The sequence below is a fragment of the Cohnella mopanensis genome (assembly GCF_022352055.1).
Classification (GTDB): Bacteria; Bacillota; Bacilli; order Paenibacillales; family Paenibacillaceae; genus Cohnella; species Cohnella mopanensis.
The window spans coordinates 336,142-359,136 of record NZ_JAKRWM010000002.1 but is presented as its reverse complement, the minus strand read 5'-3'; the positions used below and the strand labels follow the sequence as shown (position 1 = coordinate 359,136).

Genomic DNA, 22,995 nt, shown 5'->3' with positions numbered 1-22,995 from the left:
CTTTATCTCGTTTATCGTATGAGGCCGCTTAACCGATTTTCTCTAATTGGAACACGGCCGTGTTCGCGCCAACGATCGTGCCATTCCCGTTCGTGAACTGTCTAGGACATAGTTCATACATGCTATCTATCGTCTCTTGGCGGTCATAACCGATTTGCTCCAGGATAGAAGCCACGATTAGCGGCCACTTCTCTTCCGAGCCATCCATCACCTTAAGGGCGAAAGCCATTTTCTCTTTACGAAGCCCGAAACAATAAACGCCCTTGGCCCCGCCTTTGGCCACGATATTGGAATCTTTGAGCAGCGTCGAGCAGATCAGCCCCGTCCCCGACACCATCTCGAAATTCGCGTTCATCAGCTTACCGATTTGCTCGACGGCCACGCGGGTGACTTGGTCCTCGATCAGTTCCGGACAAGCGAACTTCAGATAAGCTTTGGCCATATGGTGAAGCGGCAGTCCGAATACGGGAAATCCGCAACCGTCGATCGCGACAACGATCTTTTCTGCCGGATACTCAGCCATCATGGACAGCGTAGCCAAAATTTCTTGCTGCACGGGATGATTCGGATCCGCGTAATCCTTCGTGCTGTAGCCCTTGCTCAAACAATATGCTAAGATCCCCAGGTGTTTGCCCGAGCAGTTATGATAGAGGTGGCGTTCCGGCTTGCCTTGAGCGACCAGCTCGTGCCTCGCGTCAGCGTTCAGCGGGTAAGTCGAATGGCACACGAGCTCGTTCTCATCGATCCCGATCTTGCCCAACATGGATTCCAGCGCTTGAACCTGATAGGACTCGGCACGATGGGAGGCGGTCATGATCGTCAGCTCTTTGTCGGTAAACGGATAACGCTCTCCGATCTGATGACGGAAAGAAGGGATTGCTTGAATCGGTTTAGCAGCCGATCGCATATGCGTAACATGCTCGGGATTACCGAATTGATACAAAATATCCCCCGAATAGGAAATCCCGCAAATATGACCTTCGTATTCGCATTCGACCAGTTCTCCTCTGGACTCTTGCACCAACAATTTATTCATCCGAATACCCTCCATTTATGTTCAACTTAGTTGTATTGGTTAATAATCGCCGCTGCCGCTCGCAGCTTATTCGGATCGATCGGTTCAAGAGCGCGACCGTTCACTCTGACGCCTGTGCCCATATGAACTTCTTTTACCTTCGTTACCTTGATGAATTCATCCAATGATTCCACGTTAAGCCCGCTGCCTGCAAGGATCTCGATAGGCTGTCCGTCGCAGAGCTTGATCAACTCCGCAATCTCCGGCTTGGCATCCAGAACGCTGGGCTTGCCGCCCGAGGTCAGAACTCTCCGAACCGTCGGATAACGGCTCAACAGTTGCAGCGCCGCGCGCCGATCTTCGAGCTCATCGAACGCTCGATGGAACGTAACGGGCAATGTCCCCGTTTCGCCCAGCAGCAACTCCAGTGCTTCCACGTCGATCTGATTATCCCGCTTCAGCATCCCCATCACGAAGCCCGCGGCTCCGCAAGCCCGGATCGCCCGAACATCGCGTTTCATGACCGCTAAGTCGTCCGCGTCATAGCGGAAGCTGTTCGCATGAGGTCGCAACATCACGTTCACAGGGATATCAACCGCCTTGACGACCTCTTTAACCAACCCGTAACTAGGCGTTACTCCGCCTTCGACGATGCCGGAAATGAGCTCGATTCGGTTAGCGCCGTGCTCCTGAGCCAGTTTAGCGTCCAGTACACTTGTTGCAATTACTTCTAGGATCATTATGGAAGCCTCCCCGTTAATAAAAGCACGGAATTTAAGATAACAGAAATCAAATCTTTCGTCCAATGACTTAACGACGGACGATCAGCCATTCGGCAATGAGCAGGTTAACGACTAGACCGAGCCAAATATTCACCTCCAGTACGTGCCCCAGAACGAATTCGACTCCGCCGCCCTCCGTATTTCTCCCTCCCAGAACAAAAATCAGAATGCAGATAGGCGTAATGAGACGGGCGGTCGACGCGACAAGCGTAATCGCATAATTACGGACCATCCATACGCGATGCTCATCGAATCGTCGATGACTGGCCGAGTGCAGTCCTTTCCACCCAGTAAACAACCACAACGCCGACAAGGTTAGAAAAGCGATTTGCCGGATATAACTTGTCGTATACATTCCTACGATAACGCCGGTAACGGCGCCTATCGCCACGCATCCGAGATAAATTCGTCCGATCAAGCGGTGAACTTCCGGATTTCTAGCGCGCAAACTATCAATAAATTGAATCCATCCTATTACCAACGCAATGAAAGAGACAAAGATATGAACGAGCAGCAACGGAAAATGCATCCTACTCCCCGTTTTTATTATCACTCTGCTATAGGCAGGGTCCAGGAGAAAATAAGGCGCAACCGCGAATAATGCCGCTCCAATCGTAACGACGACGATTACGTTCCAGCTTCTGCGCGTATTTCTTCTTTGGCCCATTAGTAGGAAATCTCCATCGTTGTCCGAAATGTCTCGTTATCGACTAAACGATTAATCATGCAATCAGCCAGATCGGCACGGGCTATCCCTTGAGCACCGGGCAACGTTTGATTAACCGTCGTCCTGTACGTCCCCGTTCTTGGCCCATTAGTCAATCGCGGAGGACGAATGACCGTCCAATCCAAACCGGAAGCTCGCACTTTGGCTTCCATCCGCGCCATATCTTCATAGGCGTACTTATAGAGCCGTTGTATAACTTGCCGAATGACAACCCGCTGCATGAATGGCGTATCCTCCGGAATATCGAGGCCCGCCGAGGACAAGCAAATCAGTCGGCGTACGCCCGAGCTCTGCATCGCATGCATGATATTTCCTGTCCCTTCCGAGTAGAGGGTTGTCGGTCTTCGTTGCGTAACCCCAAGCGCAGAGACAACCGCGTCTTTCCCCCTGATCGATTGCTCGAATGATCGCGGATCAAGCACGTCACCCCGGATAACCTTTAGCCTTTCGTGGCTGACATCAAGCGCTTCAGGTCTGCGAACGACGACGGTTACTTCATGCCCGGCTTCAAGCGCCTGAACGACAACTTGTCTCCCAGTCCCCCCTGTCGCACCGAAAACGGTTAGTTTCATTCCGTGGTCCCTCCCGTAAGCTCCACGATTAGTCGTTTCGCGATCGCTTTCTGACCTTCGATGGAGGGGTGGATTCCATCCTGTTCCATCCATTCCGAGGAAGCCGGATTTCCGAAATCAAGCTGCGTATCGACAACCGGATCCGACTGATTTCGAATGAATTGTCCAATGGATTCGATATCATCGTTACGCCAAACGAGCTCCCCCTGGCGAAAATAAGGATTCATCCGTGCCCTCTGCTCGTCTATCGTTGGCGGCGTCATCCATACCCATCGAGCTTGGGTCCCTGTAGCCGCGATCGTCCGAATCGCCTTCAAATTGATCACCGTTTCTTCTAAGCTAACTTGGCATTTCGTCGGCTCAGGTCCAATACGCAAGGTATCGTTGCCCCCGATCATGCAAATGATCCAATCGGGCTGCTGGTTGATGATTCCGATCATACGTCCGAGAACTTGCGTGGACGTGTTGCCGGATACGCCTTCGTTGATTAGACGGATACCGTCTTGAGGCCTCCGAATGTCTAACAGATAACGGACAATTTCAAACCAAGAAAGCCTATCGTCCGTCGTGCTTTCGCCGACTCCTATCACGATCTCTCCTTGCTGAAACGGCAATTGATCGACTCTGTCGGCGAAAGCGGCATCTTCAAGCAATTGAAGCGCTGCTTCTCTTCCCTGCTGCTCCAAGCGGATTCGGGTGGATCGATAACTCTCCGCATCCATTCCATACAGTGCCGCAATAGTGGGGTCATCGATATTCCTCGCGAAACCTAGCATTTTCTCGGGGTGCTGGTACCGAACTAGCTTGACCCAATGAGGGTTGAATGGCGATTCCATAATTATCACTCCTTCGTTATTGTCCAACGGTTTTCAATTCCAATCGTTTCACGGTCGTAATGGAACCCCAGAAGAGCAGCAGCGCGATCAAAGGATGAAGGGCCGTAATCGCCGCCACCGTCGAGAATACCTGTACGGTCAGAAACTGCGCGACGATCATTCCGAATAAAGCAAGACTTACCCATCTCTTCTTTCCGCGAATATTCCCAACGAAAGTAAGTACGAACATCGCAAGCGGAATTATGGCGAACCCCTTTACGAAAGCGGTGTGGAGTTCCCAATGGACCGGATCACTGAAAGTGGCCATCCCGGCAATGACGACTTGAGCCATAATGCAAATGAGAAACACCCAAGCCAACGCAAGATAGATAATCCTTCCTACTCGATTAACTGCAGATACGCTATCCATGCTCTACACTCCTTTATCATGAATGCTCGAGTTTACGAACTCGGCTATGCTTTCTACGTTAGCCGGAAACCCTCACGATCGAATGCGGGAAAGAGTCACAAAACGATCAACAAACGAATACATTCCGGTCAAACCACCGCTCCTTTGAATGCCATATGCTAAAATAGAGCAAAGACTTGCCACATTCGAGGTGGATTCATGAACCGCACGCATACGATCTTAGTCGTTGACGATGATAAGGAAATCGTGGAATTAATGAGGGACTTCCTCGAAGACGAGAAGTTTGCGGTCGTTGATGCTTATAATGCCGAACAGGCTTTGGACGCGATCAAGAGCACTCCCGTTGATTGCATTTTGCTGGATGTCATGATGCCGGGCCAGAACGGATTCGAGTTGTGCCGGCAAATCCGGCGAACGCAAGATACCCCCATCCTCTTCCTAAGCGCGCGCGGCGAGGACGTGGACAAAATTAGGGGCCTCAGCTTAGGCGGGGATGACTATATCGTTAAATCCGCGACCCCCGAAGAAGTCGTCGCGCGAATTAAAGCCGTACTTCGCCGGACCGGCAAGAACGACAGAGACAGAGATCTGAAGCTCGAACTGCGTTTCGATCGCCTCGTTCTTGATCTAAGAGCGCACGAAACGAAGGTAAACGGCAAATTGGTGCCTTTTACCCCGAAAGAATTCGATATTCTTCGATTGTTCGCCGAATATCCGCGGCAAGTATTTACTTATGATCAATTGTTGCAGCGATTCTGGGACGGCATCGGCGATAAACATACCGTGACGGTGCATATCGGAAGAATCCGCGATAAAATCGAGCTGGATCCGAAGAAACCGCAGCTCATTACGAATGTGTGGGGAGTCGGTTACCGGTTTGACGGGGTGAGAATATGAAGCCGCTTAGAATACGTTATTGGATGTTCATCGGCATGACCATCGTTCTGATTATTCCTCGTCTTGTCTATGAAATCGTGCAATTCCTCATTCCGCATCCCGGCAACGCCTTCGCACTCGCTTCGTACTTCGTCGCGGCGATCGGCGCGATTTTATTCATCGGCTGGAAGATGGGCCGCGTAGTCGTCAAACCTCTTGAAGCGATGGGCGTAGCAGCAAGAAGGGTCGCGGGAGGCGATCTGGACTTCGAGCTGCCGCAATCTACCGTCGCGGAAATCGCCCAAGTACGTACTGCCTTCCAAGCAATGGGCGACGGGCTACGCGAATCTTTGGTTCGACAATCGATGATGGAAGAGGAACGGCGCTTCTTCATTCATGCGATCGCTCACGATCTCAGAACGCCGATGTTCACGCTTCGCGGTTTTCTAGCAAGGTTGAAAAGAAAGATCGTAGACGATCCGGAGAAAGCGGCAAGATACGTGGAGATTTGCGGACAGAAGGCCGATCAATTGGAACGGCTCGTATCTGACCTGTTCTCTTATACCCAATTGGAATATCTGGAAAAGAGCCTGAAGCTAGAGCAAGTCGAGTTCCACTCCTTTGTATCCGAAACTATATCCGATTATCGCCATGTCGCGATGGAAAAAGAGATCGAAATCCGATACGAATCTATAGCCGATCCTCTCGATATTGTCGCGGATGCGCATTTGCTTAGACGCGCGGTCGGAAATCTGATCGATAATGCTCTTCGATATACCCCGACGCCCGGAATAATCGACGTGCAATGGCAAGCGGATGATCGCACAGTTACTTTTAGGATCGAAGATACGGGGCCTGGCATTCCCGATCATGACTTGCCTCACCTGTTCGAACCGCTATATCGGGGCGAGAATTCAAGGAATCCGGGCACCGGAGGTACCGGTCTTGGTCTTGCGATCGCGAGGCGAATTATACGAGCACACGGAGGAGATCTGACGGTAAACAATCGAACGCCTTCGGGCGGTGCCGTCTTTACGGGTTGGCTAGCTAGATAGCTGCAACGATGGTATCCTTTTATTCATAAAAGCCGGGCTTGATCGATCGCGATCAAGCCCGGCTTTCCTCCCTTCGCTATTAAGCTATTCCCGTTCGCTTCTTATTTCGATCGCACGGTCTACCAACTTTAAGAACTCCTTCTGATCCTTGTTATCCGTGTATTGTTTCGCCAATCTGCGCACGTCCTTAAGATCGGCTGTATTCGTCTTTCCTTCGCGGATCAGCTCGGCAAACTTGGCCACGGCGACCAAAAATTTCGTATTGTCCTTTAGTCCGTCGGATAGTGAAATCTTCTGGGACATTTCCCGAACTTCCGCGTGGTCATCAGCATTTTTGTAGCGGATTGTGACTTCGCCGAGTTGCCCCTCTGCCTTTTTCATCAACCGGACTTGATATAGCGCCGTAACGGAGTGGCCTGCCCCCACTTCCCCGCCGTCTACCCGATTGTTACGGAAATCCTCGTCGGAAATCGCGCGATTCTCGTAGCCGAGCAGTCGATAGCTCTCTACTTTATCGGGATAAAATTCCACCTGAATTTTGGCGTCTTTGGCGATGGTCTGAAGTGTGCCTGTCAGCTTCTCGTTAAATACTTTTTCCGCCTCTTTCCTATCATCGATATAAGCGTACGTCCCGTTCCCCTTATCCGCCAATTGTTCCATCAGCACATCATTGTAATTACCCATTCCGTAACCGAAAGTGCTTAAATAAATGTCCTGTTCGGAGTAACGCTCGATTTGCGCCAGGATGCCTTCGGGACCGGTTTCTCCCACATTGGCCACCCCGTCGGAACAAAGAATGACCCTGTTGATCTTATTCGGTTCGAACGATTCGTTCGCCATTTGGTAACCGAGCAGCAAGCCCTCTTCCACATTGGTCGCATTCTCGATCTTGATATTATCAATTGCGTCAAGAATCTTGCCGCGTTTCTTGACCGGAGTAGGCTCCAACACTTTGTGCGCTTTTGTTCCGTACACCACTATCCCGATCGTATCGTCGTCCCTTAACTGCTCGACGAGCAATTCCAGACTCTCTTTAACCAAATCTATGCGGTTATCCCTATCCATCGATCCCGATACGTCGATGACGAAAGTCAGATTGACCGGTTTCCGGCTTTTCGAATCAACTTCCATTCCTTTTATCCCGATTCTGACGATCTGATACTCCCCCTCTTCCGTAGGAGAAGGTCCGGCATCCACATCAATAGCAAAAGTATCGCCGCTAGGAGGCTTATAGCCGAGATCGAAATAGTTAATAAATTCCTCAAGCCGGACCGCCTCGCCGGGAGGAAAGGATCCGTCTTGTATATAGCTTCGGGCAATCGCGTACGCGCCCGTATCCACGTCTACGGCGAACGTCGACAATCGGTTTTCTTCGGCATCAACGAAAGTATTCGTTCCGTAATCCTTAAAGTACATCGCATCATTCGGGGCTCTACCCGGATCTCTCGCTTCGCTGACCTCTGCGATCGGTACCCTATCGTTTCGGTTTTCATTTTTCGATGCGCTGCATCCGGAGACAATCAAAGAAAATACGATGATCACTAGCAACCACGGACATCTTCTCATTTTTATTTCCCCCTTTGGGTTCCTTTGACTGGAACCTCTATATATCCATCATAAGGAAATTATCCATTTTGAAACAGTACCAACTTTCTGTGGTACCTAACGACAAAAAAGCCGCTCACGAAAAGCATGAGCGGAGTTCTGTATTGCCTGCTTGGTAGCTCGGATCGGATTCAGACCGTCGGGTCTAAGATTAGCTTAATTCCCTCGATCTTCAGTTCGTCTTGGCGGATGACCCAGTTCTTGAACTTCTCATAGACCTCTTCCGAATAACCGAACAGCCGTTTCATCTCCATCACGATCTGTTTCTCATCGTCGCTGTAATCGCCGTCCGCGAATACAAGCAGAAAAATTTCCGCGAAGATGACGTTCTTGATCTGTTCGTCCTGAATACCGCCGATAATGTCGGAAAGCTCTCTCTTGGATGGAAAAGGCGTAACCTGCTTGGCTTCTTCCTCCATGCCCATCTCTATCCGGAAGGCCCGTAAATACCGAGCCTCGTTCCCGCTTACGTAGCCATCGGCTTTCGCGACGATTTGCGCCAATTCCAGAAAGGCATCTTTATGTTCTTGTGCCTGTATAAAATGTAAAAACAATGCCGACAGCTCCTCTTGTATGAAAGTATGTGCGTATTCATTTCGACATTTCGGGCTCCATTCCTGTTCGGAAAACGGAATATGTTCCGACTGTCTAGGATTAATATTTTCCTTGTAGCCATGCGTACAAAAATATAGAGAAGATCGACAATAATAGTTACGTTTAGACCCGACATTTTAGCAATATTTGCACATAAACTTATGTAAGATAGTTAGCGAATCAAAATTCAGATGTTGAAGGAGATCGATATTCCCACGATGATCAGAAGCCTCCTATTGGAACGCGCGACTTTTAACGTGACTTTTTCTTTACTCGTTAAGGCCAGAAGGAAAATCCATGCTTTGGAAATGGCTGATTTTCTGTTTAACAAAAACAATGTAACCATGGATTCGATCCGATTGGTCAACGAGGAGGGTAGCGATAAGCTCTTCTTCTTGGAAAACATCGAGAGCATTCGCTGGGATTACGCTGAAATGACGGATTACAGCAATCTATTCAAAGCTGTCGGGCATATCAGCTTGACGCTTCGCACGGATAGGATACCGGAGTCTATGGAGCCCAGCACGCGAGAATACCACTATAGGCTCCCCAAATCCGCTATCAAAGACAGAACGATCTGGGTCATTCCTACAACGAATGAACCTGCGTTCACGCAAGTCATCCATCAGTCTCTTGAGTTTTACTGTTTAACTACGGACTCGCTTCCCTACATTAATGCCGGGTAAAATCGTGTTTTAGCGCAGTGATAAAATCCATCAGTCCCAAACCGTCATTGCGACGGCTTGGGACTGATGGATTTTTTGTGCTTGCTTGTTTACCCGCCCGATGCGGCCTCTGCAGTCCGGTTTCGCCGGACTCCACGGCTCTCTCCCGTCCGCCCAGCTCTCTTAACAGGTTATGGAGCTACGATGTGGCGCACGTTCTGTTTGGTTTTGAGCTTTCCCTTCTTCGATAAACCGATAGGCGCGCTCGATCTCCCGTTCGGTCGGCGTCGGTACGCCTTCCAGCGGGTACTCTTTTCCGAGCTGTTGCCACTTATACACTCCCATCCGATGGTACGAAAGCAATTCCAGCTTCTCTACTCCCCGGAGTCCCCCGACAAAGGCCCCAAGCGCTCTCAGGTCGCTGCTGTCATCCGTTATGCCGGGAATTAACACGTGGCGAATCCACATCGGCGTGTTCCGTTCGGATAAATAAGCGGCGAACTTAAGAATACGGTCATTGTCCCTGCTCGTTAATCTCTCATGCTTCTCCGGGTTCATCTGCTTCAGATCGAGCAACACTAAATCCGTAACGTCGAGAAGCGCCTTAGCGTGGCTTGCCTCGCAAAACCCCGATGAATCTAGCGTCGTATGAAGACCCCATCTTCGCTTGCACTCGGAGAAGAGCTCCGCTACGAATCCGGCTTGAAGCGTCGGCTCTCCTCCCGTGACGGTAATCCCGCCCCCAGAACGACGGTAATAAGGCAAATACGGCTCGATCTCCCGCAATATCTCCTCTACCGTTACGACCCTGCCGGCTACCGTGTCCCAAGTATCCGGATTGTGGCAAAATTGGCATTGAAGCGCGCACCCTTGCATGAAAAGCACGAAGCGTATTCCCGGACCGTCCACGGTACCGAAGGAATCAATGGAGTGGATTCTGCCTTTCATGCTTAACAACCTCCCTATAGCCGATCTCGATTACACGGCGCCATGGAATGTACGATTGATGACATCCAATTGCTGCTCGCGCGTCAGTTTGATGAAATTCACCGCATAACCCGATACCCGGATCGTAAGCTGAGGATAATTCTCCGGGTGCTCCATCGCGTCCATTAGCTGTTCTCTGTCGAACACGTTGACATTGAGGTGATGTCCCAAGCTTTCCGCATAACCGTCTAACAAGGAAACCATGTTGTTGATCCGTGCCGCTTGTTCTTTGCCGAGAGCCTTCGGGATAATCGAGAACGTGTTCGAGATGCCGTCGAGACAACTTTCGTAGGGAATCTTCGCGACGGAAGCTAACGAAGCGAGAGCCCCCATCCGATCCCGTCCGTGCATCGGGTTAGCGCCCGGAGCGAACGGTTCTCCCGCTTTTCTGCCGTCCGGAGTGCTGCCCGTTTTCTTGCCATACACGACGTTCGAAGTGATCGTAAGCACCGACATCGTAGGCAAAGCGTTCCGATAGGTGTTATGCTTGCGCAATTTGTTCATGAACGATTCGGTAATCTGTACAGCAATCCGGTCGACGCGCTCGTCATTGTTGCCGTATTGCGGATACTCCCCTTCGATCTCGAAATCGACCGCGATTCCTGTTTCATTGCGGATCGGCTTCACTACCGCGTACTTTATGGCGCTCAGGCTATCCGCCACTACGGACAATCCGGCAATGCCGCAAGCCATCGTCCGCAAAATTTCCCGATCATGCAGCGCCATCTCCAACCGTTCGTAAGAGTATTTGTCATGCATGAAGTGGATTACGTTGAGCGTGTTCATGTACAGCTGCGCCAGCCATTCCAGCATCGTATCGTATTTGTTCATCACTTCATCGAAGACTAACCTGTCACCCGTAATCGGCGCGTAAGCAGGGCCGACCTGAATGCCCAATTTCTCATCCACGCCGCCATTGATCGCGTAAAGCAACGCTTTGCCCAGATTGGCGCGAGCGCCGAAAAACTGCATTTGCTTCCCGATCCGCATCGCGGATACGCAGCAAGCGATTCCGTAGTCGTCGCCAAATTGGGGCCGCATGAGATCATCGTTCTCGTACTGAATGGAACTCGTTTCGATTGACACTTTCGCGCAATATTTCTTGAACGATTCCGGAAGGTTAACCGACCATAACACGGTCAAATTCGGTTCCGGCGCCGGTCCCAGATTATATAACGTATGGAGAATGCGGAAAGAGTTTTTCGTCACGCGGGTTTCTCCCGTAAGCGCCATACCTCCGATCGACTCGGTCACCCAAGTCGGATCTCCGCTGAACAGCTCGTTGTAATCCGGCGTCCGCAGAAACTTCACGATCCGCAGCTTCATGACGAAGTGATCCATGAGTTCCTGCGCTTGTTCCTCCGTCAGCTTTCCTTCCCGCATATCCCGGTCGATGTACACATCGAGGAAGCTCGACACCCGGCCGATGCTCATCGCCGCGCCGTTCTGCTCTTTAATCGCGCCCAGATAGGCGAAATACAGCCACTGGAAAGCTTCTTTGGCATTCGTCGCGGGACCGGACAGGTCGTTACCGTAGGTAGCGGCCATCTGTTTCAATTCCTGCAGCGCCCGAATTTGCTCCGATAACTCCTCGCGCAGCCGGATCACTTCCTCCGTCATCGAGTCCACTTCAAGCTGCAGCAAATCTTCCTTCTTGCCGGCGATAAGGCGATCGATCCCATAGAGAGCTACCCGGCGATAATCGCCGATAATCCGTCCGCGTCCATACGCATCGGGAAGCCCCGTAATGATGCCCGCTTTGCGCGCGGCGCGCATCTCGGTCGTATAAGCATCGAAGACGCCTTGATTGTGGGTTTTGCGAACTTCGGTGAACAGCTTGACGATCTCCTGCGGCAATTGAAAACCGTAAGCCTCGCAAGCATCCACGACCATTTTAATTCCGCCGAAAGGCTGAACCGACCGTTTGAGCGGAGCGTCGGTCTGCAAACCGACGATCTGCTCCTTGTCCTTATCGATGTAACCGGGAGCATGGGACGTAATCGTGGATATCGTATTGAGATCGATATCCAATACGCCTCCGTTGTCCCTCTCCAGCTTCGTCAGCCGTTGAATTTGTTGCCAGAGCGCCGTAGTCGCCGCCGTAGGTCCGGCGAGAAACCCCTCGTCTCCCGCATAAGGAGTTAGGTTGCGATCGAGGAAATTTTTCACGTCGATCCGCTCCCGCCAAGCTCCCGAAGCAAACCCTCTCCACGCGTCATCCTTGTTTGTCTGTCTAAGTTCGGATTGTCTTAAAGCCATGATCAAGGCACCTCCACTCTAGTTTTATCGCATGATGTCGTTAGTCGTTACGGCCGTAGAATGCCCTGCGGTAGATGTCCGCCAGCTCGGTTACGAGAGGCATGCGCGGATTCGCGGTCGTGCATTGGTCCTCGAACGCGCGGTCCGCCAGCTCATCCGCTCTGCTTTCGAACTTCTGAGGATCGATGCCGAGCTCTCCGAACGTAGCCGGGATATCGAGCGTTTGGTTCAGCTTCCGAATCGCCTCGATTAAGCTGTTCACTCCTTCTTCCGTTGTGCGTGCCGGGAGCCCCAAGATTCTAGCAATTTCCGCATAGCGCTGATCCGCCACGAAATGGTCGTATTTCGGGAAAGAAGCGAATTTCGTAGGCTTCTGCGCATTATAGCGGATGACGTAAGGCATCAGAATCGCGTTCGTTCTGCCGTGCGCCGTATGGAACTCGCCGCCCCACTTGTGCGCCAGGCTGTGATTGATTCCAAGGAAAGCGTTGGCGAACGCCATCCCGGCGATCGACGATGCGTTATGCATTTTCTCGCGAGCTAGCGGATCTGCCGTCTTGTAAGACTTCTCCAGATTCTCGAACACGAGCTGAATGGCCTTGATCGCCAGTCCGTCCGTGTAATCGTTGGCCATTACCGATACATAGGCTTCGATCGCATGCGTCAACACGTCCATGCCGGTATCCGCTACCGCCGTCTTAGGCAGTGAGTACACGTACTCAGGGTCGATGATAGCGACATCCGGCGTCAGCTCGTAATCGGCAAGCGGATATTTCGTATTGCCCGACTTTTTGTCCGTGATGACCGCGAACGATGTGACTTCCGAGCCCGTACCCGACGTTGTCGGAATCGCGACGAATTTGGCTTTGTTGCCTAGACGAGGATACTTGTATACCCGTTTGCGGATATCCAAGAACTTCATTTTCAGCGAGTGGAAAGAAGTATCCGGGTATTCGTAGAACAGCCACATCGCTTTCGCTGCATCCATCGGCGAGCCGCCTCCGAGAGCGATAATGCAATCGGGCTTGAAGCTGGCCATAATCCGCGTGCCGCGTTCCACCGTTTCAACGGACGGATCAGGCTCTACTTCCGAGAACACTTCGATGGAGACGGGCAGCTTCCGCTTGCGCAAGTAATATTCGACCCTTTCGACATAGCCGAGCTTGACCATCATCGGGTCGGTGACGATAAGAATCCGGTTGATGTCCGGCATTTTCTCCAAATATTGCGTGGAACCTTTTTCGAAGTAGATTTTCGGCGGAACCTTGAACCATTGCATATTCACGGTCCGGTAAGCGACGCGTTTAATGTTAAGCAAATTGACCGCCGTTACGTTGGAAGTCGTTGAGTTATGTCCGTACGATCCGCAACCGAGCGTCAAGGACGGCAGGTTCGTATTGTACAAGTCGCCGATTGCTCCGTGAGTGGACGGGGAATTGACGATGACGCGCCCGGTTTTTAACGTGGCCGCGAACTCGGCGATCACGGCATCGTCTTTGGAATGAACGACCGACGAGTGTCCCATGCCTCCGAAAGCCGTCACTTCCGCCGCTCTCTGAATGCCTTGCGCAGCATTCTTTACCTTATAACACGCGAGCACCGGACTTAGCTTTTCTGCCGACAGCGGATAATCTTTACCGACTCCGTTCAGCTCGGCGACGAGAATTTTCGTATTCTCAGGTACGCTGATGTTGGCCATCTGTGCGATTTTCACGGCCGATTGGCCGACAATGACGGCATTGACCGCGCATTTGTCTTCGTTAATGACGAGCTTGGATACGGCAGCCGTCTCCTCTTTGTTCAAGAAGTAACAGCCCATATCGCTCATTAACCGCTTCGTTTCCGCATAGATCGGCTCTTCGATAATGACCGCTTGCTCGGAAGCGCAAATCATGCCGTTGTCGAACGTCTTGGATAAGATCAGGTCCGTAACGGCTTGCTGCAGATCCGCGGTTTTCTCTATGAAGCACGGCACGTTGCCGGGACCTACGCCTAATGCCGGTTTTCCGGTGCTGTAAGCTGCCTTCACCATGGCCGATCCTCCCGTTGCCAGCACGAGAGCGACGTCCGGGTGATTCATAAGCAGGCTGGTTGCCTCGAGCGAAGGGTTAGCTACCCACTGAATGCAACCTTCGGGAGCTCCCGCTTGAACCGCGGCTTCCATTACCGCGCGGGCAGCGGCTTCGCTGCTCTTCTGAGCGGATGGATGGAAAGCGAATATAATCGGATTGCGCGTCTTCATCGCGATGATAGCCTTAAACATCGTCGTCGAAGTCGGATTCGTGACGGGGGTTACGCCCGCGATTACGCCGACCGGCTCCGCAACCTTGCGATAGTTCTCGTAAGGATTTTCTTCGATGACGCCTACGGTTTTGTCGGACTTTACGCTATGGTAGATGTACTCCGTCGCGAAGATGTTTTTGGTGATTTTATCTTCGTATACGCCTCTCCCCGTTTCCTCGACCGCCATTTTCGCCAACACCATATGCTTATCCAACCCTGCTAGCGCCATTTGCTGCGTAATGCGATCGACTTGCTCCTGGTCTAATCCCATGAACGCTTCTCTCGCTTTCAATGCGGCGGCTACTAAGCGATTCACTTCAGCTTGCGCATGGGGTATCTCTTTCACTTCTCCGACTTTTTCTTTAATGGCCATATTCTCAACCTCCAAGTAGGGTCTAATCTAGATTTATATGCTTTGTTAACAATGAAAATATGTGAATTAATTCACGTAACATCAAATGGGTAATCGCGCTAATAGCCGTAATGATCCGAACGGTCTATGAGCGTTACGATTAAATCCTCCTCCATCTGAAAGTGATGGTTCAAAATTTGGATCGCCTGCATCAGATAAGAAGCCATTTCCTTCTCTTCGTGCTGTCGCACCGGTGCGCGTTCCAGAGCATCGACGAAAGCTTTAATGAATTGCTCCGCCAGTACGTGCTCCTGCTCCATCAAGGTGAATTGCTCTGGTTCTTCCCCGTAATACCAAGTCACCATCGGGAATAATCTTTCTTCCTCCCACTTGGCATGGGCATCTAGCTGCCTTACGAATTGATTGGCCGTCTCCCTCAGATTGCTGAGTATGCCGACTCGATTGATCGCACCCGACGTTTCCCCGACCGCCTTTACCCATACATGCAGATCATGCAGCTCTTCCTGCAGCTCCAAGTGCTCCTCGTGCAAGCGTTCAACTGCTTCATTCATCTCTAGCTTTGAGTAACCCAGAGTCGTGAACGTATTCTCGTCTAGTTGCTGCTTCATGGCGCGTCCCCTCCATATATGAAGATGAGGTAGCTCTTTCATGACTTGAGTATACGTCGTCACATTGGTTGTTGATGTGAAAAAAGTCACAACGACAACTTCGAGATCCCCGAAAATTCCATATTGTCACAATTCATTCACCCGTTCCCAGAAAAGCGAACGGACCGCTGGAAAGTTAACTTTTCCGGCAGTCCGTCTTATTTCGTTCCTTAAGTTAACCCGAATGCTTCTTCGATATCGCGAATTTTCTTGTCGTCTATCGTTACGATATCCCCAAGGCTACGGGAGGAAATGATCGCCTTCGCGCTGTACTCCGCAACCTCCAACCGATCGAACGCATTCAACAAGCTTTGTCCGGTCACGATCACGCAATTGTTTTCCACAAGTGCGATAGGCGTATCCTTGGTAAAATTAGCTGCCGCGTCGTTCGGGGCGGTATAGATGGAGCTAAAGGGCAGCTTAGGTATATTACGAAGTAAAATATAGCTCTCCGGAATCGTTCTGGAATCAAAAGCATCCTCCGTTACCGCGAATGCCATAATGTTCGGCGGATGCGCGATTATAATCGAATCGATATGAGGATGTTGTTCATATATAGCTTCGTGCAGCTTCGCGGAACGGCTCGGCAGCTTGCCTTGTTCTACCTTCCCGTTGTCTACCCGCACAAGGTGATCAACGTCCATGTATTTGCGATCCATGCCATGAGGCGTAAGGATGAAGCTGCCTTCTCCGAGCCGTTGAGAGAATGTCCCTTGCGTGCTCGTGAAGAGGCGTTGGTCATAAGATCGCTGAATGAACTTGATCATCTCCCGGCGAAGCTCTCTTTCCTTCGAGCTATACCCGGCAGGACGGAAAGTAGCAGGGTGGAGTTCCTCGTTCGCGGCTACCGTTTCATAATGCGCTTCGGACAGCAGAATAGGCTTGCCGATCCGGTTGGCCTTGATCTCTAATCTCGCGCAGAAATCAAGCGTTTCGAAGATTTGAAACGCGTCGAACAGGTTGGGGCCGCCGATGACGATGCCATGGTTTTCTAGCATTACGGTGTCGATCCCCTTGGCGAAAACGGCAGCGATATTTTGTCCAAGCTCTTCGCTTCCGGGCAACGCGTACTCCGCCATACCGATTTCTCCGCAAATTTTTCTTTCGTTCGGAAGCATCCGCGTATCGGGGATTCGGCGAACGATACTGAAGGAAACGAGGGCGGGAGGATGGGCGTGTACGACCGCCTTAAGATCGGGCCTCGTCTGGTATACCAATCTATGAAAAGGCAACTCGCTTGAAGGCTTATGTATTCCGACCACTTGACCATCCGCCTTCACGCAGACGATATCATTGCGGCTTAGCGAGCCTTTGTCTATGCCGGCGGGAGTGATCCATAGATCGCCGTTATCGTCGAGAATGGACAGATTCCCTCCGGAAGTCGTCGTCATCCCGTACCCATAAATTCTTTCCATCATCAACGTGATCTGATCAGCCGGGTGCAGAAGTCCGAACTGCATAACTCTCATCTCCTACCCTTTGCGAGAATTTTCGCTTCTATGCTTGCATCACTAGTGTATCAAGATTAACTTAGGTCACCTATGACTTTTTTCACTTTCGCGTCCAAATCCGATAGACCGGTACAATGGAAGTCCGTACAAAAAAAAGGTTAAGCGGCTATCTCTCTTCGCTTAACCTTTGACGTTTTACGCTTTAAGCTCTGGCATTGCTGCCGAAGAACGCCGCAATTTCCCTCTCGACGCTTTCCTGCGAGTCTGAACCATGGATAACGTTGAACTCAACCGAAGTCCCGTAATCTCCGCGAATCGTACCGGAAGCGGCTTTCACCGGATTCGTCGCGCCGATCATGCTTCTTCCGATCTCCACCGCGTTCTCCGCTTCCCAGATCATCGCGAACACCGGGCCGGAAGTAATATAATCAACGAGTTCTTGGAAAAAAGGCTTGTCCTTGTGAGCGCCATAATGTCTCTCCGCATGAGCTTGATCCACATCCACCAGCTTAGCATCGACAAGGCGGAATCCCCTCAGTTCGAATCGTCTTACAATTTCCCCGATTAATCCTCTGCGAACTCCGTCTGGCTTGATCATAATGAACGTTTTTGTTTTGTCCATGGATTCGTCTTCCTCCTTCTGGATCGAACATTATCGTTAGTATACTCAGTTCCAGTGTATAGAAGTGTGACATTACTCACAACCCTTATTACGAATATTCGACTTTGCGACGGAATTCCATCCCTTATTCGGGAACGTCATGTCGAAAAAAAATGACTCTTTGCTTATTCCGCTCGGCTAAATATCGACACCTCTTTTTTGATACATATTGTATCATTGTTAATGCGAAGTAAAATTTAATCGTGAGTGAGGTGAACGATGTCGCACGTAACCGCTTCTCCCTATCGCATTGCCCATACGGATTCTGCCGCTGCGATGCGGATCACTAACCGGCTCAGCAGCCATTTCAAATTACTGCCCGCGGGCAAACGCATTGTCGTTGTCTGCATCGGAACCGACCGTTGTACGGGCGATTCGCTTGGCCCGCTCTCGGGGTCGCTCCTCGGAAAGTATCGTTCTTCTTCGTTCGACCTGTTCGGCACGTTGGAAAATCCCGTTCATGCGATGAATTTGGATGACACGCTCGCGAGGTTGAAGCGAACGATTGCGGATCCTTTCGTCATCGGAGTCGATGCATGTCTTGGGAATTCTGCCAGCATTGGGATGATACAGGTCGGCGACGGCCCCTTGTATCCCGGAGCAGGAGTAAATAAGGCGTTAACCCCAGTCGGAGACATCCACATATCCGGCATCGTGAATGTCGGCGGTCTTCTCGGGTATCATGTGTTGCAGAATACGAGGCTTCACCTCGTCATGAGTATGGCCAGCCTGATTTCCAGAAGCTTGTTCGTGGCGATATCCGTTTCCGCCAGAAGAGAACAAGAGCGACTAGGCTCCCCATGACGAAAAGGCTGTCCCCTAAGTGAACTTACTTATGGGCAGCCTTTTCGTATGTTTTGTACTTTAGTACCGCCACGCGGTTCTATTCCACCTCGACGAGCATCATGGAGCCATTTAGTGCCGCCACGCGGTACTATTCCACCTCGACGAGCATCATGGAGCCGTTTAGTGCCGCCACACGGTACTATTCCACCTCGTTGAGCATCATGGCGCCATTTAGTGCCGCCACGCGGTACTATTTCACCTCGACGAACAACATGATGCCAATTAGTGCCGCCACGCGGTTCTATTCCACCTCGACGAGCAACGTGAAGCCATTTAGTGCCGCCACGCGGTTCTATTCCACCTTTACGAGCATCATGGAGCCCATTAGTGCCGCCACGCGGTTCTATTCCCAATGATACGAGGAGTTGGGGACGAACTTTTATCTTCTTGTTCTCTCCTCTAACGAATCTTCCGCTGGAAACTCGCAATCGCTTCGTATTCTTCTTCCAGCTTGCGCGAGATTCCGATGAAGATCGGCAATAGCTCATGATAGATTTCGGCATGCCGCTTAATCGGTTTGTGCTCGTGGGTGGCTCCTACCATTTCGGAGACCGCTTCCAGCCGATCGATCCTACCGGTAGCGTATAACCCAAGTACCGCCGCACCAAGGCAAGAGCTTTCGTAGCTTTCAGGGATGATGACTTCCTGATCGAAAATATCGGCCATCATTTGGCGCCATAACGGAGAGCGCGCAAACCCTCCGGTCGCGTGGATTTTCGTTGGCCGCCCGATCTGTTCCTCCATGGCCAATAGAACCGTGTACAAGTTAAAAATAACCCCTTCCAACACGGCACGAATCATATGTTCCTTCCGGTGGTGAAGGTTTAAACCGAAGAACGATCCCCGCGCGTTCGAGTTCCACAGCGGAGCCCGCTCTCCCGTCAAATAAGGATGGAAGAGCAGTCCATCCGCCCCCGGCGTTACTTTCTCGACGATCTGCGTCAACAAGTCGTAAGGGTCTATTCCAAGCCGTCTGGCCGTTTCCTTCTCGGATGCGGCGAATTCGTCCCTCGCCCAGCGGAACAGCATGCCGCCGTTGTTCACCGCTCCTCCGATCACCCAATGTTTCTCGGTTAACGCATAACAGAAAATTCTGCCTTTCGGATCCGTCATCGGCTGATCTACGACCGTTCGAATGGCGCCGCTCGTACCGATCGTCGCTGCAACGACTCCCGGCTCGATCGCATTCACTCCAAGATTGGAGAGAACGCCGTCGCTTGCGCCTATAACGAATGGAGTCGAGTCGGATACTCCCATCTCCGCCGAATAGACGGTCTTCATCCCTTCGAGCACGTAGGTAGTCGGAACAAGCCTCGACAAGCGGTCGCTCGTAATTCCGGCGATGGCAAGAGCCTCTTCGTCCCAATCTAAATTTCTAAGATTCATCATTCCGGTCGCCGAAGCGATGGAATAATCTACGACATATTCGCCGAAAAGCTTGGCTAACACGTATTCTTTGATCGAGATGAATTTGTCTGCCTTGCGGAAAATGTCTTCCTTCTCATGGCGAAGCCACATCAGCTTAGGCAAAGGGGACATGGGATGGATCGGCGTCCCCGTACGCGAATAGATTTGCTGCCCGCCCATCTCGTTCTTCAAGCGATCGGCCCATTCGGCGCTACGGTTGTCCCCCCAAGTAATGCACGGCGTTAACGGTTTGCCTTCAGCATCAACGGCTATGACGCTGTGCATGGCCGAGCTGAAGGAGACGAACATCACCTGATCAGAATGGACACGGCCTTCCAACACCACTTGCTTAATGGTTTGGATGACCGCGCGAAAGATTTGCTCAGGGTCTTGCTCGGCAACCGAAGCGGTAGGCGTATGGAGAGGATAGCCTTCGTCCGCCTTCGCTACGGGTTTGCCGTCCTCTTCGAACAGAACCGCTTTCGTACTTGTCGTTCCGATATCGACGCCAATCATGTACATAGTTTCACTCATCGTTCATTCCCCTTTTAAGTAACTCCCTATAGAACCGTGCTTAGCATCAGAATGAGTATCAGTCCGACGACCGAAAGAATCGTTTCCATGGCGGTCCAGGTTTTCAAGGTTTGCGGGACGGTCATATTGAAGAACTCCTTGACCATCCAGAATCCCGCGTCGTTCACGTGCGATAAGACAAGCGAGCCTGCCCCGGTCGCTAGCACGACAAGTTCCACGTTCGCATCCGGATTGAGGGCGAGAACCGGCGCCACGATTCCCGCGGCGGTCGTCATGGCGACCGTTGCCGATCCGGTGGCGACACGAATGAGCGCGGCCACGAACCATGCGAACAAAATAATATTAATATTAGCTTGCGTCGCGATTTCCGCAATTGCTCCGCCAACGCCGCTCGTGATCAATACTTGCTTGAAAGCCCCGCCACCCCCGATGATTAAGATGATCGTCGCCGTCGGCGCCAAGCACTCGCCGGCGAATCGATTTACATCCTCTTTAGTGAAGCCCCTTGCGAACCCAAGCGAGAAGAAAGAGAATACGACCGCGATCAAGAGCGCGATGATCTCATGCCCGATGAATTCGAAAAATTGCGTAAAGCTGCTAGTCGAGCCCGGATCGACAATGATCGCGATCGAACCGATCAGCATTAATAATACGGGCAATAGGATCGTGAACAGCGTAATTCCGAATCCCGGAAGCTTACGATTGCCCTTGGAAGAGAACTGTTCGGCCAGATCCGCTGGCGGATCGATCGCGATTCGTTTGCCGATGAATTTACCGAACAGAGGACCTGCGATGATCGCCGTCGGCAAACCGATCAGGATCGAATAGAGTATCGTCTTTCCTAGATCGGCTTGATAAGCATCGATTGCGATCATGGGCGCCGGGTGTGGCGGCACTAATCCATGTACCGTCGATAAACCCGCCAACACCGGAATACCGATCTGCAACAACGACATTTTTGTTTTTCTGGCGACGATAAACACGATCGGAATCAATAGAATAACGCCGACCTCGAAGAAAACCGGAATACCCACGATAAAACCGACGATCATCATCGCCCAATGTACCCGCTTCTCGCCGAACCGGTCGACCAGCGTCGTCGCGATCTGTTCGGCTCCGCCCGATTCCGCCATCATTTTCCCAAGCATCGTGCCTAGTCCGATGACGATGGCGATCGTTCCTAATGTGCCGCCAAGCCCACCCGTAACGGCTTTAATAATATCCGGCGATTTCATGCCCGCGAGGAAACCGAGCAGCAAAGCCGAGATCAATAAAGATACGAAGGGGTTCCACTTGTATTTCGCGATAAGCACCACGAGAAAAACAATGCAAACCAATGCCCATACGATCAACGTCACGTTATGACTTAGACCAAAGAGACTGTTCATGAGTACATTCCTTCCGTATGTTAAATCTTAGATGTTGGTAATATACCCAAATTCGTGCGTTTCAATATGAGAGAAGCGGTTTGTATACTTGTCGACAACTTTGAGCGCTCGTAGGATACTTAGATCCTCTTGATAGCCAATCATGGCAAGCTGCTGTGTAATGTTAATTTGGAATCCGCAAAATAATGATGAACGACCTTCTGTATCACTTCCGCGTCTTTAGATTGCAAACCTTCGACGATCGCGCGATGCTTATCGATCACCGAATTCAATTTCGCTTCTCCTTGGGAGAATACTTCTTCGGTCGTAATAAGCATAACCGTGAGCACGATTTGCCGAATGCTTTTCCACAAATGCAAAATCCTTGCATGCTTAGCTTCTATAATAATCGCTTCATGAAAGCTGAAATCCGAATACGAGAAATCCACGATATCCCCGTATTTAACCGCTAATTGCATCCTATCGATAAGTTGATTCAACTGCCCGATCAGCTTGGCATTGCCCTCTTCCGCTTGCCGTTGCTGCGCGAAGCTCTCGATTAAGTATCGAACGTCGTACAATTCTTCGACGTCCTTCCCGCTTAACCCTAATACGACCGCTCCCATCCGTTCCAGACGGATCAGGCCTTCATTGGACAACGATTTCAACGCTTCCCTAACCGGCGACCTGCTCGTGCCGAAATCGGCTGCGATTCTATTCTCGGATATCACTTCGCCGGCTTTAAGCGTCCCGTCTATAATATGAAGCCTTAATTCGCAAGCAATCGATTCTCCTCGGGAAACGCCTTGCAGCCACGCGGAAGGATAATGAAGCATCGGGTTAACTCTCCTATATCAACGTATTGGGACTCGCAAAATCAATCGTTTATCGATTTTAGCATATTCGTGCCTAATAGCAATGGACTCCCCCTATGTGTAGCGAGATTAAGGTATGTAATTTGAATGGTTTTTGTATACTTGTATACAACTTACTTTGATTATATTACCTCGTCGCTTTAGATCTGTAAATACATCGTATCGCGGA

The 22,995-nt window shown here is 51.1% G+C and carries 21 protein-coding genes; 4 read left to right on the top strand and 17 right to left on the bottom strand.

Annotation, left to right across the window (positions count from 1 at the left end; translation table 11 throughout):
- Positions 1–28 precede the first annotated feature (28 nt).
- From L3D05_RS05780 to L3D05_RS05755, 6 genes are all read right to left on the bottom strand, one after another.
- Positions 29–1,036 carry an asparaginase gene (locus L3D05_RS05780; protein ID WP_239615060.1) on the bottom strand — a complete coding sequence of 336 codons (1,008 nt, stop codon included), beginning with the start codon at positions 1,034–1,036 and terminating at the stop codon, positions 29–31.
- Between the two features lie 26 nt (positions 1,037–1,062).
- On the bottom strand, positions 1,063–1,755 hold the full coding sequence (locus L3D05_RS05775) for a copper homeostasis protein CutC (protein ID WP_239615059.1): 693 nt from the start codon (positions 1,753–1,755) through the stop codon (positions 1,063–1,065).
- Between the two features lie 70 nt (positions 1,756–1,825).
- Positions 1,826–2,464 carry a DUF2306 domain-containing protein gene (locus L3D05_RS05770; protein ID WP_239615058.1) on the bottom strand — a complete coding sequence of 213 codons (639 nt, stop codon included), beginning with the start codon at positions 2,462–2,464 and terminating at the stop codon, positions 1,826–1,828.
- On the bottom strand, positions 2,464–3,096 hold the full coding sequence (locus L3D05_RS05765; RefSeq protein ID WP_239615057.1) for an NAD(P)-dependent oxidoreductase: 633 nt from the start codon (positions 3,094–3,096) through the stop codon (positions 2,464–2,466). The genes L3D05_RS05770 and L3D05_RS05765 overlap by 1 nt, the downstream gene beginning before the upstream one ends.
- Positions 3,093–3,932 carry an SGNH/GDSL hydrolase family protein gene (locus L3D05_RS05760; RefSeq protein ID WP_239615056.1) on the bottom strand — a complete coding sequence of 280 codons (840 nt, stop codon included), beginning with the start codon at positions 3,930–3,932 and terminating at the stop codon, positions 3,093–3,095. Before L3D05_RS05760 ends, L3D05_RS05765 begins: the two co-directional genes overlap by 4 nt.
- 16 nt (positions 3,933–3,948) lie before the next feature.
- Positions 3,949–4,341 carry a DUF6220 domain-containing protein gene (locus L3D05_RS05755; RefSeq protein WP_239615055.1) on the bottom strand — a complete coding sequence of 131 codons (393 nt, stop codon included), beginning with the start codon at positions 4,339–4,341 and terminating at the stop codon, positions 3,949–3,951.
- A 198-nt stretch (positions 4,342–4,539) separates the two neighbouring features.
- On the opposite strand from L3D05_RS05755, the gene L3D05_RS05750 reads away from it, so the two are divergent.
- Both L3D05_RS05750 and L3D05_RS05745 read left to right on the top strand, forming a co-directional pair.
- Positions 4,540–5,238 carry a response regulator transcription factor gene (locus L3D05_RS05750; RefSeq protein WP_239615054.1) on the top strand — a complete coding sequence of 233 codons (699 nt, stop codon included), beginning with the start codon at positions 4,540–4,542 and terminating at the stop codon, positions 5,236–5,238.
- Positions 5,235–6,272, top strand: a complete 1,038-nt coding sequence (locus L3D05_RS05745) for a sensor histidine kinase (RefSeq protein WP_239615053.1) — start codon at positions 5,235–5,237, stop codon at positions 6,270–6,272. Before L3D05_RS05750 ends, L3D05_RS05745 begins: the two co-directional genes overlap by 4 nt.
- 84 nt (positions 6,273–6,356) lie before the next feature.
- On the opposite strand, the gene L3D05_RS05740 is transcribed toward L3D05_RS05745, so the two are convergent.
- Together L3D05_RS05740 and L3D05_RS05735 are read right to left on the bottom strand one after the other, a co-directional pair.
- A complete protein-coding gene (locus L3D05_RS05740) occupies positions 6,357–7,838 on the bottom strand; it encodes a vWA domain-containing protein (protein WP_239615052.1) in 1,482 nt (493 codons plus the stop codon).
- A 170-nt stretch (positions 7,839–8,008) separates the two neighbouring features.
- Positions 8,009–8,431: a tellurite resistance TerB family protein gene (locus tag L3D05_RS05735; RefSeq protein WP_239615051.1), complete on the bottom strand. Its 423-nt coding sequence runs from the start codon at positions 8,429–8,431 to the stop codon at positions 8,009–8,011.
- A gap of 258 nt (positions 8,432–8,689) precedes the next feature.
- On the opposite strand from L3D05_RS05735, the gene L3D05_RS05730 reads away from it, so the two are divergent.
- Entirely contained in the window at positions 8,690–9,157 is a 468-nt protein-coding gene (locus L3D05_RS05730; RefSeq protein WP_239615050.1) for a hypothetical protein, read from the top strand.
- Between the two features lie 162 nt (positions 9,158–9,319).
- Here L3D05_RS05730 and pflA read toward each other — a convergent pair whose 3' ends face one another.
- The 6 genes from pflA to ndk all read right to left on the bottom strand — a co-directional run bounded on the left by pflA (position 9,320) and on the right by ndk (position 17,758).
- Positions 9,320–10,084, bottom strand: a complete 765-nt coding sequence (pflA, locus tag L3D05_RS05725) for a pyruvate formate-lyase-activating protein (RefSeq protein WP_239615049.1) — start codon at positions 10,082–10,084, stop codon at positions 9,320–9,322.
- A 30-nt stretch (positions 10,085–10,114) separates the two neighbouring features.
- Complete coding sequence (gene pflB, locus L3D05_RS05720) at positions 10,115–12,382, bottom strand: formate C-acetyltransferase (RefSeq protein ID WP_239615048.1); 2,268 nt, start codon at positions 12,380–12,382, stop codon at positions 10,115–10,117.
- Between the two features lie 40 nt (positions 12,383–12,422).
- Entirely contained in the window at positions 12,423–15,038 is a 2,616-nt protein-coding gene (gene adhE / locus L3D05_RS05715) for a bifunctional acetaldehyde-CoA/alcohol dehydrogenase (protein ID WP_239615047.1), read from the bottom strand.
- 98 nt (positions 15,039–15,136) lie between these two features.
- On the bottom strand, positions 15,137–15,646 hold the full coding sequence (locus L3D05_RS05710) for a hemerythrin domain-containing protein (RefSeq protein ID WP_239615046.1): 510 nt from the start codon (positions 15,644–15,646) through the stop codon (positions 15,137–15,139).
- A 209-nt stretch (positions 15,647–15,855) separates the two neighbouring features.
- Positions 15,856–17,145, bottom strand: a complete 1,290-nt coding sequence (locus L3D05_RS05705) for a class II aldolase/adducin family protein (RefSeq protein ID WP_239615045.1) — start codon at positions 17,143–17,145, stop codon at positions 15,856–15,858.
- 193 nt (positions 17,146–17,338) lie between these two features.
- Entirely contained in the window at positions 17,339–17,758 is a 420-nt protein-coding gene (ndk, locus tag L3D05_RS05700; RefSeq protein ID WP_239615044.1) for a nucleoside-diphosphate kinase, read from the bottom strand.
- Between the two features lie 258 nt (positions 17,759–18,016).
- Between ndk and yyaC the strand changes: the two genes are divergently transcribed.
- Positions 18,017–18,601 (top strand): spore protease YyaC, encoded by a 585-nt coding sequence (gene yyaC / locus L3D05_RS05695; RefSeq protein ID WP_239615043.1) that lies wholly within the window; start codon positions 18,017–18,019, stop codon positions 18,599–18,601.
- A gap of 441 nt (positions 18,602–19,042) precedes the next feature.
- On the opposite strand, the gene gntK is transcribed toward yyaC, so the two are convergent.
- The 3 genes from gntK to L3D05_RS05680 form a co-directional block, all read right to left on the bottom strand.
- A complete protein-coding gene (gene gntK / locus L3D05_RS05690) occupies positions 19,043–20,584 on the bottom strand; it encodes a gluconokinase (protein ID WP_239615042.1) in 1,542 nt (513 codons plus the stop codon).
- Positions 20,585–20,610: 26 nt separating this feature from the next.
- On the bottom strand, positions 20,611–21,972 hold the full coding sequence (locus tag L3D05_RS05685) for a GntT/GntP/DsdX family permease (protein ID WP_239615041.1): 1,362 nt from the start codon (positions 21,970–21,972) through the stop codon (positions 20,611–20,613).
- 140 nt (positions 21,973–22,112) lie between these two features.
- Positions 22,113–22,787, bottom strand: a complete 675-nt coding sequence (locus tag L3D05_RS05680; RefSeq protein ID WP_239615040.1) for a GntR family transcriptional regulator — start codon at positions 22,785–22,787, stop codon at positions 22,113–22,115.
- Positions 22,788–22,995: the final 208 nt, after the last annotated feature.

What these genes read in the sequence shown, in the direction of transcription:
- L3D05_RS05780 (WP_239615060.1), bottom strand. Translation starts at nt 1,036, where the DNA reads ATGAATAAATTGTTGGTGCAAGAGTCCAGAGGAGAACTGGTCGAATGC.
- gntK (WP_239615042.1), bottom strand. Translation starts at nt 20,584, where the DNA reads ATGAGTGAAACTATGTACATGATTGGCGTCGATATCGGAACGACAAGT.
- L3D05_RS05770 (WP_239615058.1), bottom strand. Translation starts at nt 2,464, where the DNA reads ATGGGCCAAAGAAGAAATACGCGCAGAAGCTGGAACGTAATCGTCGTC.
- L3D05_RS05760 (WP_239615056.1), bottom strand. Translation starts at nt 3,932, where the DNA reads ATGGAATCGCCATTCAACCCTCATTGGGTCAAGCTAGTTCGGTACCAG.
- ndk (WP_239615044.1), bottom strand. Translation starts at nt 17,758, where the DNA reads ATGGACAAAACAAAAACGTTCATTATGATCAAGCCAGACGGAGTTCGC.
- L3D05_RS05745 (WP_239615053.1), top strand. Translation starts at nt 5,235, where the DNA reads ATGAAGCCGCTTAGAATACGTTATTGGATGTTCATCGGCATGACCATC.
- L3D05_RS05775 (WP_239615059.1), bottom strand. Translation starts at nt 1,755, where the DNA reads ATGATCCTAGAAGTAATTGCAACAAGTGTACTGGACGCTAAACTGGCT.
- L3D05_RS05740 (WP_239615052.1), bottom strand. Translation starts at nt 7,838, where the DNA reads ATGAGAAGATGTCCGTGGTTGCTAGTGATCATCGTATTTTCTTTGATT.
- L3D05_RS05765 (WP_239615057.1), bottom strand. Translation starts at nt 3,096, where the DNA reads ATGAAACTAACCGTTTTCGGTGCGACAGGGGGGACTGGGAGACAAGTT.
- adhE (WP_239615047.1), bottom strand. Translation starts at nt 15,038, where the DNA reads ATGGCCATTAAAGAAAAAGTCGGAGAAGTGAAAGAGATACCCCATGCG.
- pflA (WP_239615049.1), bottom strand. Translation starts at nt 10,084, where the DNA reads ATGAAAGGCAGAATCCACTCCATTGATTCCTTCGGTACCGTGGACGGT.
- L3D05_RS05710 (WP_239615046.1), bottom strand. Translation starts at nt 15,646, where the DNA reads ATGAAGCAGCAACTAGACGAGAATACGTTCACGACTCTGGGTTACTCA.
- L3D05_RS05750 (WP_239615054.1), top strand. Translation starts at nt 4,540, where the DNA reads ATGAACCGCACGCATACGATCTTAGTCGTTGACGATGATAAGGAAATC.
- L3D05_RS05685 (WP_239615041.1), bottom strand. Translation starts at nt 21,972, where the DNA reads ATGAACAGTCTCTTTGGTCTAAGTCATAACGTGACGTTGATCGTATGG.
- yyaC (WP_239615043.1), top strand. Translation starts at nt 18,017, where the DNA reads ATGTCGCACGTAACCGCTTCTCCCTATCGCATTGCCCATACGGATTCT.
- pflB (WP_239615048.1), bottom strand. Translation starts at nt 12,382, where the DNA reads ATGGCTTTAAGACAATCCGAACTTAGACAGACAAACAAGGATGACGCG.
- L3D05_RS05730 (WP_239615050.1), top strand. Translation starts at nt 8,690, where the DNA reads ATGATCAGAAGCCTCCTATTGGAACGCGCGACTTTTAACGTGACTTTT.
- L3D05_RS05705 (WP_239615045.1), bottom strand. Translation starts at nt 17,145, where the DNA reads ATGCAGTTCGGACTTCTGCACCCGGCTGATCAGATCACGTTGATGATG.
- L3D05_RS05680 (WP_239615040.1), bottom strand. Translation starts at nt 22,787, where the DNA reads ATGCTTCATTATCCTTCCGCGTGGCTGCAAGGCGTTTCCCGAGGAGAA.
- L3D05_RS05755 (WP_239615055.1), bottom strand. Translation starts at nt 4,341, where the DNA reads ATGGATAGCGTATCTGCAGTTAATCGAGTAGGAAGGATTATCTATCTT.